The organism is Flavitalea plasmicola (assembly GCF_030546645.1).
Classification (GTDB): domain Bacteria; phylum Bacteroidota; class Bacteroidia; order Chitinophagales; family Chitinophagaceae; genus Puia.
Map to the genome: position 1 here is coordinate 507929 of NZ_JAUOTO010000003.1, position 16939 is coordinate 524867.

Genomic DNA, 16939 nt, shown 5'->3' on the forward strand with positions numbered 1-16939 from the left:
AACTAAAGCTTCTTATCTGTCAAATAAACGGTGGAATCCTTCAATAAAGGGATGTTTTGCCGGAATAGGCTATTGAAGACGACCCTGAACTGGTTGACCCCGCTGATGCTGTCATACAATAAATGATAATCCCTGCCCGGAAAGAAAATAGCATTTTGGTTTTGATGGTCGTGTATGTTCAGCGTGTCGCCCGGGGCCGGATATCGTACCCCATGGTCTCCCATCATAATGATCACGGCATTATTATGCGTGTTCTGCTGGATGGAGGTCACCAGTTTTTTGATCACCTCATTGGTATAAGGAAGGTAGTCCAGATAGCCCTCTATATTCTGGCGCAGATTGCCGGGCTCGTTCAGCGACCCATGGCTGTCGTAATAAAAGGGGTTATGCGGCAGAAGAAGATGTACATAGACAAAACGGGGGCGTGCGGAACGCATAGCGCTTTGTTTTTCTGCCTCTTCAATGAGATGGTCGTTGTCATGAAGGATCTGGTACACCTGGTCTCTTATCGCCCGGAGCGGTAGGCCATGGAGGTTCCACCCGATGTCGTGGACAATACGGCTCCACAGCGTTTGCCCGGTGATGAGGCTTGCTTTGGCCGGCAGCAGATGCAGATTGACTTCCGAAGGTTTGCCTTCCAGGTCGAAGACAGAATAGTTGACGATGTCATATCCATGTGCGGCGAACTGTTTTACGACTTCACAGCTGCGTATCAGGTCCTTGCTGGAAGCGTAGCCGGCGATGGTGGCGACGTTGCCTGGCTCGAGACCTTCCAGGTAGGACATGTTCAGGATGGAGGCCATCGAAAAAGAAGTGAAATTATAATTACTGCGACTGCCCTGTTGAATATGAAATCCTCTCTCCCGCAAAAAACTGTCCAGTGCGCTGTTGTCATAGTGGAACCATTCTTTCAGGGAGGCCGTGCTGGCATATTCATCCATTAACAACAGGTAGACATCCGGGTAGGTACAGGTGTCGCAGGCAGGGCCAGCCTGTTTAATGGGAGTGGCCAGCGTCAGACGTTCCTGGTTTTGATCACCCGTGAAAAAAGCGCTTGCCCCGTCCACCAGGAGATAAATCAACAGTAATACGTTCAGGAACAATACGAGGCCGCTCAGCTTGCGGGAAGTCTTCTTCAGCCAGACCAATGCCGTGGCTATCAGGATCGTAAGGACGGGTAGGATAACGCTGTACCTGCTTAAAAATCCCGCGTGCCGGGTGAGGAAGTCATGCATGGCGCCAAAGAAAAAGGACACGGCTTGCAGGGTTCCCAACGCTAATGACGCCTTTGCTGCATTCCTGTAGAACAGGTACAATAAAATGTAGAGTCCCCCGGCTATCAGCAGGTAGGTCAATACCAGTCCACCGCAATCGCGGAGGCTTATGAAAGGCCTGTTTTCAATGAACCCATGCAATACGAAGAATACGGGTAACAAAAAAGGGAAAAGAGGGATATAGCGCAATTTCATTTTCATTTCTGCGGCTGAAGTTTTTTCATCATATATAGGATCCTTTCCGTCCCCGGTACTTTACTTTTTTTCACGATGGAGAAATATTCCAGGAAAAACCGCTCGAAAGAAGGTTCATCGTAGGGGAGGTGCCATCTGTGCTTGTTCCGGATAAGCTCCTGTGCCTTTTCGTCCTCCAGGGGAACAAATTCGATGATCAGCAGGTGGTTGCTTAGTTCCGCCAGGTGACCTGCGACATCACGGACCGGAACATTCCCGCTGAGCACCAGATGATGGATCAGGGCCAATGCAACCACCAGCTCCGCCCGGAACCTGTCGTTGAAAGAAGAGCGCTCCCTGTTACGGAAACCAAGGGCAGGGGAAGGATGCAGTATGTCGACACATAATGGAAGGATATTGCTGATCCGCTTATTGTAGAGGTTATTGATACAGGTGGCATCGGCGTCGATGGCTATGACAGCGACATCGCTTCTCTCCGCCAGCAGCTGTGAAAAATAGCCGTCGTTCGCGCCCATGTCCAGCACAGTCCGGAAAGAGATATCACCTATAAAATTCCGGAACAGCTTTTCTTTTTCTTCCAGGTAATTGCGGCTGAGAATGGTTTGCCCGTAATAGTTGTTCCAGGTGGAAAGGGCGGGGACGCGGGTCCTGAGCTTCTTAACGATGCCGGCAAGATTTTCAACGAGATTCGTCAGTTTCTGCCGGCTGAAGGCCGGGGGCTTTCCCTGGCGGGGGGCGCTGCCTGTGCCCACCCAACTTTGCAGGTGCACATGCATCAGGGCGCCGGGGCTCAACCTGCTTTTTCCGGGAAGCAGCCGCGCTGTTACATTCGCCGGGATGCCGTCCGGGTACGCGGTGAGCAGCTTACCCAGTTCGATGCCACAATAATGTTCCAGGTACAGGGGGAATAGAAAACACTCGCAGAACTGGCGATAAGCTACCCAGGGCAAGGCCGGATCGTATCTTTCAAAAGAGAGCGTGTCGATAAACAGGGGCTTACCCTTGACGAACTGTAAATTAAAAGGAGTAGCGTCCTTCAGGATCATGCCCCGCTGCATAGCAATGGAAAGGATGGACAATGTACGGAGGGCTGCATCCCGCAATTGCTCAAAGCCCCATTCGTAAGGATAGGTGATCTGGTCCAGCTGGTCTGGCAGCAGGGTCTTATACCAATCTGCCGAACCCGTGAGGTTGCCGGGTATTTCCTGGTGAGCGATGATCCATCCTTTTTCCGCCAGCGCCGAATACAGACCGGAATCCATGAGCGAGGTATAATCCGCTGCATAGGACTGGTTCACCTGCCTGTGATAAATGCCATTCACCTGGAATACAAAACCCGACGGATCCCTGTAAGATGACGGGTGATGGATCGGCTCAGGCATTTTCACTGTCATTTTTCGGTGGCTGGTCTTTTTTGCTCTTCGAGAAAAAAGACCTGAACTTCCACCACAGGTTCCTGAAATAAAAAGCGACGCCCAATACGGCGGCAATGATCATCTGTATCAGATAACTGCCGCTGCCCGGGTCGATGTATAAAAAGAGCTTTCCTATCATAGATACCGTAAATTGGTTTGTGGCGTCAAAGTCAGCAGGGTCTCATACATCAATTGAATGGTTTGCTCAATATCTTTTTTGTGCAGCATCTCCACCGTCGTATGCATATAACGGAGAGGAATGGAGATCAGTACGGAAGGGCAGCCATCGTTGGCATAGGCGAAGGAGTCCGTATCCGTGCCCGTGCTTCTGGACACTGCCCTCATTTGCACGGGGATCTCTTTCTTACCTGCCACGTCCTGTACCAGGGCCAGCAGCTTGTTGTGCACGGCAGGACCGAATGCAAGGGAAGGACCTTTGCCGCAGGAAATATCCCCTTCAATGATCTTATTGATCATGGGCGTGGAGGTATCGTGGGTGACATCCGTAATGATGGCTACATCCGGCTTTATCCGCCGGGCGATCATCTCCGCGCCTCTTAATCCCACTTCTTCCTGTACGGCATTGACGATATACAGCCCGAAAGATAGTTTCTTTTTATGTTCATGCAGGAGACGCGCTACTTCGGCGATCATAAATCCCCCAACGCGATTGTCGAAGGCGCGGCCAACCAGGTAATCGTAAGCCAGCTCTTCATATCCCGCCTGATAGGTGACCACCGCCCCGATGTGAACGCCCAGGTCCTCGACTTCTTTCCTGTTGCGCGCGCCTGTGTCGAGAAAGAGGTTGTCAACTTTAGGCTGCTGCTCTTTGGCGTCCGGGTTTCCCAGCCTTGTATGAATGGCAGGCCATCCGAATACGGCAGGTACCATGCCTTTCTTACCATGGATAAATACCCTTTGGGCAGGCGCTATCTGGTGGTCAACGCCTCCATTGCGCTTGAGGTACAACAATCCTTCGGGGGTGATGTAGTTGACGAACCAGCTGATCTCATCGGCATGGGCTTCGATGACGACCTTAAAGGCAGCCTTGGGATTCACCACGCCGACGGCGGTGCCATAAGGATCGGTAAAATAGCTGTCGACATATGGCTTGAGATAGTCCAGCCAGAGCTGCTGTCCGCTGCTCTCAAAACCGACGGGAGACGGATTGTTGATATAATTCTTCAGGAAATTCAGCGATCGGGTAGTCAATATGGACGGGGATTTTGTGGTGGTCTTCGTGGATTTTGCCATTTTGTCGGTATTTCAGTATAGTTGATAAGCTACAAATTTAACTAAATTCGGAAGACCAGCATCAGCAGACCCGAAAACATCATCAGGCCGTCAAGTACGAAGTAATAGAGGTAATCGGAAAAATCCTTTTTGGCCCTCCCGTATAAAAAGGCTAACAATATACCTGGTATCAGCAGCAGCAGGATATAAAAGGCCGGATAATGGAAGAAGGCCAGGGCTATCGTGGTCAACCCGAACAGGCTTAGCGACGTGACGAAGAGGCGATGGATCCCTTTTTCGTTCAATAGGGTGATGAGGCTCCTGATCCCATCCTTTTTATCGTCCTCACGGTCCCGGTAATCGAAGAGGATACAGATGGCATAGATGAGGAAAAACCGGCCCAGGGAAAAGAGGAAATGCCCTGCCTGCCAGGAAGTGCCTGCAACGATCAGGGGCAGCACCGTGGTCACGTACATCCAGACAAAGGCGAGAAAAATGGTCTTGCCGACAGCGATATCCCGCAGCCGCCGGAAGATGGGGTGCGGCAGTTTGGGGGCCGAATAAAGAAAAGTGACAAAAACCCCGAAACAGAGGGCAACGATGTGAGAAAGCAGGTAAAAAAAATAGACGGCGGACCCCACGAATCCCACCAGATATAGAATGAAATGCAGCACCTTATGCCTTTGTGTCCACAGCGCCCGCCGCGAAGGATTCACTGAATAGGGGGTCAGATACCAGTGAAAATTATAGCTGCAGATGGTGGAGAAAAATACAAATCCTATCAGCCTTCCCGAAGAGGGGGCTCCCAACAGCAACCAGCTCGTCTGCCAAACCATCAAAACGGCACACAAGGCAATGTATAGACTGCTGAAGATAAAAAGATCGAATATTTTTCGTAGCAAGGCGCTAAATAATTACTGGATCAAAGATCTTAAGGGTTGATCACGATGATCTGGGGCGATGAAATGGTATCGCTGGATATCCCGTTGACGTCGATGACCGCGAACTTAAGTACCAGCGTGTCGTTGATATGATCGATAAAATGAAGGTAGCCCTGGTAAGGTTGTATGAATTGCAGCTCGCCTTTTTCGGCGCTGAATTCGGGGATCTTGAAAGAGACGGTGTCGCCGCTGACGGGATTGGGCGGCTGGATCTGATTAAGACGCGTGCGAAAAGCCACGAAAGTACCTTTGGAAAGCTTGCTGCCATTGGTGAACTTGATGTTCACCGTCAATGATTCGTCCGGCTGGACGGGATTGTTCAAGGACTCTATGCTGATCTTCGGTTTGCTGCCATTTCCACTTTTGCTGCAGGCTGATACGGCAATGGTCATCGTTATCAATATTCCGGGTAACAATAAACACGAAAGCTTCATGCTGGATGGATATATGTACAAACCTACCTAATTTTGTCGAAAAGGTCCAGCCTTAACGCAATTTTTGCAATTAATTGACTAAAAAGACGCTAAATACACCGATTGGAATGACCCAACTGGAAAAGGACATTTTCGGGGGCACACCGCTCCCCAGCCTGGCTTTGGAGGTATTTCATTTTCAATATGAACATAACCCGCTTTACCGTAGTTGGGTGGATACGTTGGGGGTTCCGCCGGATACGGTACAGTCGTTGTCGCAGATACCCTTCCTGCCTGTGAGCTTCTTTAAGTCCGGGGAAGTACGGACGACGGACTTTGTCCCTGCCGCCGTGTTCGAAAGCTCCGGAACCACGGGCACCGGCGGCAGCCGCCACGAGGTAAAAGACCTGGAGCTCTATAAGGAAAGCTTTATCCGGTGCTTCCGGTTGTTTTATGGACTTCCCGGGGACTATTGTATCATCGGTCTGCTGCCAGCTTACCTGGAAAGGTCCAACTCCTCACTCGTGGTGATGGTCCATGAACTGATCGGTCTCAGCGGCCATCCGGACAGCGGTTTTTATCTTTACGAGCATGAAAGGCTGCAAGGGCTGCTGACGGAGCTGGAGAAGAAAGGGCAAAAGACCCTGCTTATCGGGGTGACATTTGCCCTGCTGGACTTTGCGGAAAAATACGCGCTGCACCTGCAACATACCATTGTGATGGAGACGGGCGGCATGAAGGGCCGCCGCAAGGAGATCACACGGCCCGAGCTGCATGCCTTCCTTCAGCGAAGGCTGGGCGTAAAGACGGTACACGCGGAATATGGGATGACGGAGCTGCTTTCCCAGGCCTATTCGGCCGGCGAAGGACGCTTTCGCTGTCCGCCCTGGATGAAGGTGCTGGTAAGGAAGGAAGACGATCCGCTGGATGTGACGGACAGGGGAGAGGGGCTGTTGAATATCATCGACCTGGCGAATATCTATTCCTGTAGCTTTATAGCGGTGGATGACATCGGGCGTATTCATGCCGACGGCAGTTTTGAAGTGTCCGGACGGGTGGACAACAGTGATATCCGCGGGTGCAGCCTGATGGTGGTCTGAAGTGCGCTAGAAACTTTTCATCACGGTGATAACGGCCTTGAATAGCGTATTGCAGCTGGCAAGGATCACCAGCGCTCCCACGGCAATGAACATAGCTTTAATGGGCAGCTTGCCCACCAGCCTTGCGGCGATCGGCGCCGCAATGACTCCTCCCAGGATCATGCCCGCAACATCCATCAGGGGAATATGCTTCAGCAGGATAAAAAAGGTAATGGCGCTGGACAGGACTACAAAAAATTCTGCCAGGCATACGGACCCGATGACATATCGGGGATTCCGGCGCTTGGAGATCAGTGTGCTGGTGACCAGCGTTCCCCAGCCGCCTCCGGCAAAGGCGTCCATAAAGCCTCCTATCGAAGCCAGCCAGCCGGCTTTTTTAACTTTGTCTTTCGGGTTCGTGCGTATGAAAGCTTTTCTCAGGATGTAATATCCCAGGTAAACAGTGTAGATAGACAAAGGTATCCGGACATAGGAGGCATATTTCTGTCCAAAATAGGCAAGGGAAGCGCCAATCACCGCCCCGATGCAACCTGGTATGACCAGTACGCTGAAGAGCTTTTTGTTGATGTTCCCAAACCGGTGGTGGCTGTACCCGGATACACCGCTGGAAAAGACACGGGCAGAATGCACCCGGCTGCTGACGATCGCGGGGCTTACCCCATTCGCCAGCAGGAAAGTGGTGGCGATGGTGCCATAGCCCAGTCCCATCGAACCGTCCACCATTTGCGCAATAAATCCGGTCAGCATCATGATGAGAAACCCATGAATGGCATCCTGAGGGATGGTCTCGATATACCGCCCGATATCACGGAGAGGCACCAGTGAAAGCAGGCCGTGCCCCAGGATCATAAAAAGGAAAGCGAATAGGCACCATTTTACTATTTGCATCCATTTGCCAGGAGGAGGCCGATGGAGGATCTCCGGTTTATCCGGCACCGCCTGTTTAGCAACCAGGACACTGGTGAGGTCATTCAGCCGCCGCACTTTCTCGCTGAAATCTCCATTCATCCGCTGCCGTATCGTCTGCATATTGTCGAGGACGCTCTCCATTTCATCGGGGATCATGCTGCTGATCTCTTCCTTCAGCCGCTTGGCAATGGTAGGAGATTTGCCGTTCGTGGAGATAGCGATCTTCAGGTTGCCTTTCCTGACCACGGAGCTGAGATAAAAATCACAGAGCTCCGGTTTGTCTGCCACGTTCACCAGCTTCCCCGCCCGTCGCGCGTCTGTCTTGATCTGTGTGGCGACGGGAATATCATTCACCGCCGCGATGACAAGGTCGGCCCCCTCCAGATCGCTGCGGTCGTAAGGTTTTTCTATCAATTCTATATTGGCATGCAAAGCCGCTTCCGCGGCCAGGCCTTCCGACACTACCTTCGCCACGATCTTTATCCTGGTGGCAGGTGCATTGGAAAGTACGGCATGCAGCTTTTCCAGGGCCACATTTCCACCGCCTACGATCAGCAGGGAAAGCTCTTCCAGCTTTAAAAAGACGGGGAAGAGCCGGTTGCCTTCCTGCTCTTCCCTGGCTTCTGCGGGCGTCACACCGATTGGATGATCATTTATCTCCATAGTCCTCCAAATTTATAGAATAATACCCACTCCATACGTCTTATTTCAACAATCCGTCGATGGTAATGGCCGCATAGTAAAGGCCGCCTATTGTGGGACCGCCGGCATACTGCAGATATCGGTGATCGAAGAGGTTCGACCCTCCCAGCTTGATGGTGGAATACAGTTTGGGGAGACGAAAGCTCACCTGGGCGTCCACTGTGCTGAAGGCCGAGACGCTGCCTGTCACCAGGGGGCTCTCCCAAAGGAAGCTGTCCTGCCACCTCCAGACCACGTTGAAGCCGATGTTCTTTACGATCTCGCGGTTGCCGAAAGAAATATTTCCCGACCATTTCGGAGTGTTGAATCCGGTGACAAAGACGTCGTTCGTCTTATTGGACTTCATTTCATTGAAGTTCAGGGCGCCGCCTATGGTATATTTCTTATAGAAGTTATAGTTCACAGAAAGGGCGGATCCGAAATTGTGATAGGTGTTTTTTGCATTGGTGTATACGCGGTATCGGTCCTGGGCATTCCTGTTCTTGTCCAACATGGCCAGCACGGCGGTGTCGGTGCCGATGGTCACGCCATGGGGAACATACACCTGCACCTGTCCGAGGAAGCCGTTATAGGAGTTGATATAAGCATCTACGTCGACGACCAGGGTATTGTTCAGGAGTACGCTCTTGTAGCCTGCTTCGAAAGATGTAATACGCTCGGGCCTGGCATTGGGCAGGTTGGCCCATTCCAGGAGGTTACGGTTGGCGAGGGCCGCGTCCCTGGTGCCGCCGGCTGCGCTGACCGCAGCATTGAAATTGACGACGGATTGCTGTGTATAGCTGTTCTCCAGGTAGCCCAGTCCTTCGTTGATATAGGGGAGGCTGCCCACCCTTTTCACCCGGCCGTTGTTAACGTAGGAGAGAGCTTCGAAGAGGGCGGGGAAGCGGTAGCCGTTCTGGAAAGTGAGACGGAAGTTATGCCGTTGGTTCAGTGTGTACACCGCCGCTACGCGAGGAGTAAATTTGGGGTCGAACTCCGGGTTATAGTCATAGCGGAGGGAAGCGAACAGTTTCAGCTTTTCATCGAAGAAGGTCTTCGTTACCTGGGCGAAGCCGCCGAACTTTTTGTACAGCACGTCTTTTCCAAAGCTGCCGTCTTTTTCAGGCTTGTTCCTGTCAGCGATGGGGCGGGAAAAGTCTACGAAGTTATTGCCATCAGGGATGACCTGGTAAATACGGGCGTCGGCGCCGATGAGCAGGTCCAGGACCTTGGTGTATCTGGAGAGGTCCCATTGGGCTTCGGTGTGGTACAGGCGGCTCTTCTGGATAAGGGCTGCGCCGCCGGTGACGGGCGCATCGGGTATGGAGGCGGACTTGATGTCCCAGTTATTGATCTTTCGAATGGTGTCTACCAGACTGTTAAACCGGGCTGTACCTGGCTCGGCCCGCCCGGCGTCTGCCTGAGCCCGGGCATACCGGCCTGCATCTGCAAGGTTGGCGGAGGTAAGCTCGCCGCCATGGTCGGCGGCAAATTTCTGCAGCGCCGCCTTGTATTTGGAGCCCCAGTCGCCAGGCTTCTTGGTATCGGTGGCGCCGCCGGTATACAGGTCCAGGTTATCGGCCAGCGGTTTCACGTTGTAGGAGTCGCCTGTATTCTCCAGGGAGACATAGGCCCGGACGACATAGTTGCTGCCTTTGAGCTCCAGATGATGGTTTTGTACGACGACATTATCCAGCCGGATCTTGTTCCCCCGCTGGAATACGCCATCCATGGAGCCTATGCGGTAGCTGTAGGAGATCTCTGTCTTTTCGGACAGGCGATAATGCAGGGCCGCGTCGAATTTTATATTTCTTACCTGGGGCTTCACGAGGTCTGTCTCCCAGTATCCTGTGCGGGCCACCCGTAAAGTTTGATTGTCTGTCTTATCGATCCTGAGACCGTCAATGGATACGACGTTGCTGCCGGACAGTACATCGTCCCCATATTTATTCCAGCCGTCGAAAGCCATATTGTTCTCAGGGCCGTTGAGGGCGGAGAAGCGGGGGTTGGCGCTTTTGAGGTTATTGGGGTTCTGGTCCAGGCGGGTATTGCTTCGCCAGTCCGTGCCCTGCATATATCCGAAGTTCAGTTTGACAGCCCATTTATTATTGATCACTTTGGCATAGCGGATGGCCGACTCTGTAAGTATGGCGGGATCGTGGTCCTTACCGTCGACGTGGTTGACGCCTGTTTTGTGGTAGATGCTGAGACCCTGGCTTGTGAAGGGACTTTTTGTCAACAGGTTGGCCATGCCGTTGACGGCATTCATCCCGTATAGGGCGCTGGCTGCGCCCGGCGTGATCTCGACGCTGGCGATATCCAGCTCGGTAGGCCCGATGGCATTGCCCAGCGGTACACCCAGGGTGGCGGCCTGCATATCCACGCCATCCACCAGCTGCATAAAACGGAAGTTATTGGGGATATTGAACCCCCTGGTATTCGGGACTTTAAAAGTGAGACTGGAGGTGGTCATCTGTACGCCTTTCACATTTTCCAAGGCATCGTAAAAGCTGGGAGAAGGACTCTCCCGGATGGCCCGGATATCCAGCTTGTTAATGGCGACGGGGCTTCTTAATATGCTTTCCGGCAGGCGACTGGCTGTCACCACCAGCTCGTTGCCCAGCACCGTCTGCGTGGTCAGGGCTATCTGCAGATTGGAGCCCAGGCTCCTGACCTCGAATTCCTGCTGTCTGAAGCCGACGGAAGAGAATATCAGGGTAAAAGGCAGCCTGGCTTTGGTACGCAGCCTGAAATCACCGGACTGGTTGGTTACCGTGCCGGTGACGGTGCCCTTCACCTGCACGGAGACATCAGGGAGAGGTTCCTTCTTTTCCTGGTCAGTCACCCTGCCGGAGATCTCGATAATGGAATTGTTGTCCTGGGCAAAGAGGGATTTGCCCGCGAACAGGAGTGAAAAAAGGATAAGGGTTGTTAGCATTTTCGCATTTCTCATAACGAAATCGTTTGGGCGTTTTAAGATGTTTTTTAAAGTGTTAGTCTACTTATTTTATAGACTTTTTGCTCGCAAAAATAGTCTATTGATTTAATAGACTAAAAATATAATTTAAAAAATGCTGCACGCAGCATTTTGATTGGTTAGACTCTAAACTATTGCGCTTCGCGCGGCTTCGCTGTGCTCAGCCTTTGTACCATTTCTGTCTCCAGGCAAAATCCCCGAACTTTTCTCCTGTAATCCGCTCTTTCCTATAAAGCCAGAAAAGGAGGTCCAGTTCCCGGAGGATGGAGGCCTCGTCCAGGTTCTCTTTATAGATCCTGTTAAGGCGCAACCCTTCATGGTCGCCCGCGAGATGCATATTATAATGTCCCGGAGCAGTGCCTACAAAACCTATCTCGGCAGCGTAGGGGCGTCCGCACCCATTGGGACAACCCGTCATCCGGGTGATGATATTCTCGTCGTTCAGCTCATGCTTGTTCACCAGCTCCTCGATCTTGTCGATCAGCACAGGCAAATATCGCTGCGCTTCGGCCAATGCCAGGGGGCAGGTGGGCAGGGCAACACAAGCCATGGCGTTCTTGCGCAGGGCCGAGGCCGTCTCCGTATGCCGGATGATGCCGTACTTTTCCAGGATCGTGTCGATGGCTGCTTTATCTTTCTTGTTTATATCCGCCAGGATGAGGTTTTGATTACCCGTAAATCGGAAATTCGCTTTTCCCGTTTGAGCCACTTCCAGCAGGGCGGTCTTTAGCGCTACCTTCTCGTCATCGAGCACGCGGCCGTTCTCGATGAAAGGCGTGTAGTACCAAAGTCCCTTGTGATTCTGGCGCCATCCGTAATAGTCGATGCGGTCGGTGAAACTGACAGGGCGTGCCTCTTCCAGCCGGAACCCTGTGCGGCGCTCCAACTCCTCCTTATACCATTCGATCCCATACTTATCCACTGTGTACTTCAGCCTGGCCAGTTTCCGGTCGCTGCGGTTGCCATAATCCCGCTGGATCGTCAGCACCTCGTAAATGGCTTTCATCAGCTTGTCGTCGCCGGAAGTGACGGGGATATAGCCGATGGTGGTAGCCAGGCGGGCATAGGTCTCTGCGTTGCCATGGGTGGTACCCAGGCCGCCGCCGATGGCGATGTTGAATCCTTTTAAGGTCTTTTTCTCTATGATAGCGGTGAGCCCCAGGTCATTGGTAAATACATCCACCTCGTTGTTAGGCGGGATTGCAATGCCGATCTTGAATTTCCGGGGCAGATACCGGTCCTGGTATAAGGGATCCTCTTCCGAGGACTTGTCGGCGAGCTTTTCTTCATCCAGCCAGATCTCGTAATAGGCATGCGTCTTCGGCTTCAGCAGCTCGCTGATCCTTGCCGTATAGGCGTGCACCTGCTCATGTACTTCTGACTGCAGGGGATGCGCTGCACAAGTGACATTACGATTTACATCGCCGCAGGTGGCGATAGAGTCGAGCCCGGCCTCGTTGAAAGCCTTGATCGTGGGTTTTAGCCGGGATTTCAGCAATCCATGCAGCTGGACGGTCATCCGGGTGGTGATCTTGATCGTGCCTGTGGAATTCTCTCCCGCTATATGATGAAGGGCGATCCATTGTTCGGGTGTAAGGAACCCTCCCGGCAACCGGAGACGGATCATAAAGGAATACAGCCGCTCCAGTTTCTTTTCTGCGCGCTCTTCCCGTCTGTCCCGGTCATCCTGCTGGTACATGCCGTGAAACTTCACCAGGGACTGGTCGTCCTCGCTGATGGCGCCTGTCACCTCGTCCTGCAGTCTTTCCACCAACGTACCCCTCAGCCCATCGCTCTTCTGCTTGATCCGCTCCACCGGGGTCAGGTTCACTTGTTTGGGAGGCTCCACGGGTACTACATTCGTTTGCTTGGTCTCGCTCATAAGTTCTTTTATTTAATACACGTCTTTTACATACCGGCCGGCTTCTTTCAGCTCGTCCAGATAGCCTTCCGCCTGCGCGGCGTTCTTTTTCCCCTGCTGCTGTATAATTGTCAGCAGGGCATTTTCGACATCCACGCTCATCGGCTCTTTTGCTCCGCAAAGATATACATAGGCGCCGGCCTCGAGCCACGCATACAGCTCGGCTGCCTGTTTATGCATCTTATGCTGAACGTATACCTTATCCTGCTGATCGCGGGAAAAAGCAGTATTGATCTTCGTTAGTACGCCCGTTTGTATCCAGTTTTGTATCTCAGTCTGGTAAAGGAAGTCGGTGGTAAAATGCTGGTCGCCGAAAAACAGCCAGTTCCTGCCGCCGGCGCCCGTGGCATCGCGCTCTGCCAGGAAGCTGCGGAAGGGGGCGATACCCGTTCCCGGCCCGATCATGATAACGTCCTTGTCGTGGTCCGGGAGCTTGAACTGAGAATTTTTATGTACATAGAACTCCAGCGTCTGATCCGGGCTCAGTTGCGACAATACGTCGGAGCAGAGACCGTGCTTGGTCTCACCGTTGACGACAAAGGTGTCTTTGGCCACCGTGATATGTACCTCGCCGCCATGTGCTTCCGGTGACGAAGAAATAGAGTACAGTCGTGGGGCGGTAGGTTCGAGGATGCTGATGACCTCCTGGAATTGCGTGATATCTTTTACGGGATAGATCTTCAGCAGGTCCAGCAGCCCGATCCTGGTTTCGGGAATATCCTGCCGGACGATGGCGGCATATTTTTTCACCACCCGCTCCGGGAGGAAAACAATGTTCAGCTTCCTGCGCAGCAGGTCTGCTACGGATAGCTCCTCTTCCCGGTAGGTCATTTTGCGTGTCGGATCGATCCCTGTGAGGGATATGATAGCCTCTACGATCTCCCGGGGATTTTCCGGTGTGATACCAATGGAGTCGCCTGGCTGGTATTCCACTTCGGCGGCGATCTCCAGGTGGTGGGTTTGTTTGCCGGAGCCGATGTCGTTGAGGTTGATATTGCTGATAACAGTGCCTGCATGGATCTTTTTACCCGTGGACTTACGGACAACGACGCCGGGAGCGCTGAGCGCCGGGGCGGTGCTGCTGACCAGCTTCTGCAGGATCTGGTCGAACCAGCCGCCGGCCTCCACCTCATAATCCGTATCGCACTTCTGCAGCGAGACGATGCGTTGGCCTCCCATGCGTTGTAATTGCTCATCCACGTCCTCGCCGGCCTTGCAGAAGAGGGGATAGGATGTATCGCCAAGGGCCAGCACGCTGTATTTCAGCTGGGTCAGCTGCAAGCTTTCCTTATGGATGTGATCGTAAAATTTCCTGGCAGAGGCAGGGGGTTCGCCATCGCCCTGCGTGCTGATGACAGTGAAGAAATATTCCTCCTTGGAAAGGTCCGTGAGCCGGTATTGTTCCAATCCCACTAATTTCGCATTGATCCCCTTCTTTTTGGCCCTGGCGGCAAAGTCCGTTGCCAGTTTCTTGGAGTTGCCCGTTTCCGTCCCGTAGGCTATAGTGATCTTGCTCACGACAGGCTTTGCCGCAGCTTCCGGCTCCGGCGCCGTAACCAGGACGTTGGTGGTAATGGCCGGTTGCCCGGTGGTCTGTGCTACCACGCCGGCCAGATAGCCGCTCAGCCAGATCAGCTCTTCTTTAGTCGCGCCGGCTATCAGCTCCTGTAAAGTCTTCAATTTCGGCGTTGTCAGCATGTCGGTAACTTTTTATTGTATAGGTCTGCCCCCGCTACGCTCAAGGGGGTAAAATAATGTTCATTGCTGCGGCTATCCGGCATCCATCCGAAAGATCCGTGTAGTGCCGCTACTTTTCCAATGATGATCAGGGTAGGGGACGCATAGCTGCTGCCTGCGGCTTTGTCCAGGTAATCATTGACAGGATAATGATGTACATGCTGCAACGGCGTGGTGGCCTGTTCGACAATGGCTATCCATTTGTCGGATGCTATCCCATAGTGCACCAGCTTTTCCACCAGCTGGTCCAGCGTGCCGGAAGACATATAGAACACGAGGGTGTCGTCAGTCCGCGCCAGGTCCTGCATATAGGATTCGTTCAGCAGCTCGCTCCTGTAGTAGGTCAGCATACGCACCGCCGTGGCATAACCCCGGGCTGTCAGCGGAATGCCGGCACAGGCGGCCGCACCAAGTGCTGCCGTCACGCCCGGAATGATCTCATACTCGATCTGGTGTTCGGTGAGCGTCTTCAGCTCATCCAGCACATTGGAGAAGATGGAGACATCGCCGCCTTTCAACCTCACCACCAGCTTCCCCTGGAGCGCATATTCCACCAGGAGCTCATTGATGATTTCCTGCGGCGTGGAAGCATGGTCACTGCATTTTTTCCCCACCGGCACGATAAGCACGTCTTCACGGGTAAATTCCTGCAAAGCCTCCCGGCTGACCAGCCGATCGACGATCACCACGTCAGCTTTTTGAAGCCAGCGGAGGGCTTTAATGGTCAGCAGTTCCGGGTCTCCGGGTCCTGCGCCTGCTAATATCACTTTACCTTTGGGTTGCATCTCTTTTGTTTGCTCTCTACTCTTTTATCTTTTTTAAGCCCTGAACCTGACGGTTCGGAGTTTGGTGTGGTTAGACGCCTATGATGGGCCTTCTGCCGGGTTCGCTGTGCTCAGCCTATTGAATCATGCAGGCCCCCACTGTTACGTAACTGGTTTCATCCACCAGGATTGCGCCGCCGTTCGCCTGTAGCGAACTATAGCTGTCGAAAGGCAGGGGAGTAGCCGTACGGATGGTGACTTTCACAATATCATTCAGTCCGATCTGTCCCGGGCTGGTATTCTTCTCCAGGGTATTGACATCCAGCTGGTACGCTATTTCTTTTACCACGGCGCGTACTACCCGGCTGCCTTGCTGGAGGAGATATTTATTGCCCGGGATGAGTGGCTTCGTATCCATCCAGCACAGCAGCACTTCCAGCTCCTGGTCGACACGGGGCGGATGTTCGTTCGTCACGATGAGGTCGCCCCGGCTGATATCGATGTCGTCTTCCAGCTGCAGGATGGCGCTTTGAGGCGCAAAAGCCTCTTCCACTTCCCTGCCGCCAGTTTCGATGCTTTTGATACGGCTGGTGAGCCCCGCGGGCAGCACGGTGACGGCATCGCCTTTACGGTACACGCCGCTGACGATCTTTCCCGCATATCCCCGATAGTCATGCAGCTCCTCGGTCTGGGGACGGATAACATATTGAACGGGCAGCCGGCCATGGGTGAGGTTGACATCTTTCTCCACCTCCGTCTGCTCCAGCAGCTCCAGCAGCGTGGGGCCTTCATACCAGGCCAGCTTATCACTCCGATCCACGATATTATCACCTTTCAACGCGCTGATGGGCAGGTAGACCACATCCCTTAACTGCAGCGTCCTGGCGGTCTCCGCATAGTCAATGGCAATATTGTTATATACATCTTCGGAATAATCTACCAGGTCCATTTTGTTAATGGCGACTACCACGTGAGGGATGTTCAAAAGGCTGGCAATGATCGAATGACGGCGGGTCTGTTCCACCACACCATTACGTGCATCCACGAGAATGATGATCAGGTTCGCATTGGAAGCGCCGGTGATCATATTCCGGGTGTACTGGATATGCCCGGGCGCATCTGCGATGATGAACTTCCGTTTGGGCGTGGAAAAATATTTGTAGGCGACGTCGATGGTAATACCTTGCTCCCGCTCCGCACGAAGGCCGTCGGTCAGGAGCGCCAGGTCGATCTCTCCGTCCTCCTTGTTCCTGCTTTGTTTTTCCAGCGCTTCCAGCTGGTCCGCCAGGATGCTTTTGCTGTCGTATAACAACCGGCCGATGAGGGTGCTCTTCCCGTCATCCACGCTGCCTGCCGTAATAAATCTTAACAGATCCATA

Annotated in this window: 13 protein-coding genes; 1 reads left to right on the top strand and 12 read right to left on the bottom strand. The window is 53.0% G+C overall.

The features are described from left to right. Window positions 1-2 precede the first annotated feature (2 nt). The 6 genes from Q4E93_RS12105 to Q4E93_RS12130 are packed head-to-tail and all read right to left on the bottom strand — an operon-like array spanning window position 3 to window position 5492. Window positions 3-1475, bottom strand: coding sequence for a sulfatase-like hydrolase/transferase (locus Q4E93_RS12105; RefSeq protein ID WP_303585486.1), 1473 nt, complete (start codon window positions 1473-1475; stop codon window positions 3-5). Beyond that, entirely contained in the window at window positions 1472-2851 is a 1380-nt protein-coding gene (locus Q4E93_RS12110; protein WP_303585488.1) for a class I SAM-dependent methyltransferase, read from the bottom strand. Before Q4E93_RS12110 ends, Q4E93_RS12105 begins: the two co-directional genes overlap by 4 nt. After that, entirely contained in the window at window positions 2844-3023 is a 180-nt protein-coding gene (locus Q4E93_RS12115; protein WP_303585490.1) for a hypothetical protein, read from the bottom strand. Before Q4E93_RS12115 ends, Q4E93_RS12110 begins: the two co-directional genes overlap by 8 nt. After that, window positions 3020-4138 (bottom strand): M42 family metallopeptidase, encoded by a 1119-nt coding sequence (locus Q4E93_RS12120; protein ID WP_303585492.1) that lies wholly within the window; start codon window positions 4136-4138, stop codon window positions 3020-3022. Before Q4E93_RS12120 ends, Q4E93_RS12115 begins: the two co-directional genes overlap by 4 nt. 41 nt (window positions 4139-4179) lie before the next feature. Beyond that, window positions 4180-5019, bottom strand: coding sequence for a UbiA family prenyltransferase (locus Q4E93_RS12125; protein ID WP_303585494.1), 840 nt, complete (start codon window positions 5017-5019; stop codon window positions 4180-4182). A 29-nt stretch (window positions 5020-5048) separates the two neighbouring features. Next, complete coding sequence (locus Q4E93_RS12130; protein ID WP_303585496.1) at window positions 5049-5492, bottom strand: hypothetical protein; 444 nt, start codon at window positions 5490-5492, stop codon at window positions 5049-5051. A gap of 107 nt (window positions 5493-5599) precedes the next feature. Here Q4E93_RS12130 and Q4E93_RS12135 point away from each other — a divergent pair, with 107 nt between their 5' ends. Continuing rightward, window positions 5600-6571: a long-chain-fatty-acid--protein ligase gene (locus Q4E93_RS12135; RefSeq protein ID WP_303585498.1), complete on the top strand. Its 972-nt coding sequence runs from the start codon at window positions 5600-5602 to the stop codon at window positions 6569-6571. A 6-nt stretch (window positions 6572-6577) separates the two neighbouring features. Here the strand turns inward: Q4E93_RS12135 and Q4E93_RS12140 are convergent, their stop codons facing one another. From Q4E93_RS12140 to Q4E93_RS12165, 6 genes are all read right to left on the bottom strand, one after another. Continuing rightward, window positions 6578-8143 carry a TSUP family transporter gene (locus Q4E93_RS12140; protein ID WP_303585500.1) on the bottom strand — a complete coding sequence of 522 codons (1566 nt, stop codon included), beginning with the start codon at window positions 8141-8143 and terminating at the stop codon, window positions 6578-6580. 40 nt (window positions 8144-8183) lie between these two features. Continuing rightward, complete coding sequence (locus Q4E93_RS12145; RefSeq protein ID WP_303585502.1) at window positions 8184-11114, bottom strand: TonB-dependent receptor; 2931 nt, start codon at window positions 11112-11114, stop codon at window positions 8184-8186. A 184-nt stretch (window positions 11115-11298) separates the two neighbouring features. Further along, a complete protein-coding gene (locus tag Q4E93_RS12150; RefSeq protein WP_303585504.1) occupies window positions 11299-13020 on the bottom strand; it encodes an NADPH-dependent assimilatory sulfite reductase hemoprotein subunit in 1722 nt (573 codons plus the stop codon). Window positions 13021-13032: 12 nt separating this feature from the next. Continuing rightward, the gene (locus Q4E93_RS12155; protein ID WP_303585506.1) at window positions 13033-14757 is read right to left on the bottom strand and encodes a diflavin oxidoreductase; all 1725 of its coding nucleotides are present in this window, start codon (window positions 14755-14757) and stop codon (window positions 13033-13035) included. Beyond that, the gene (gene cobA, locus Q4E93_RS12160) at window positions 14751-15581 is read right to left on the bottom strand and encodes a uroporphyrinogen-III C-methyltransferase (protein WP_303585508.1); all 831 of its coding nucleotides are present in this window, start codon (window positions 15579-15581) and stop codon (window positions 14751-14753) included. Before cobA ends, Q4E93_RS12155 begins: the two co-directional genes overlap by 7 nt. Window positions 15582-15696: 115 nt before the next feature. Further along, window positions 15697-16938, bottom strand: a complete 1242-nt coding sequence (locus Q4E93_RS12165) for a sulfate adenylyltransferase subunit 1 (RefSeq protein WP_303585510.1) — start codon at window positions 16936-16938, stop codon at window positions 15697-15699. Window position 16939 lies beyond the last annotated feature (1 nt).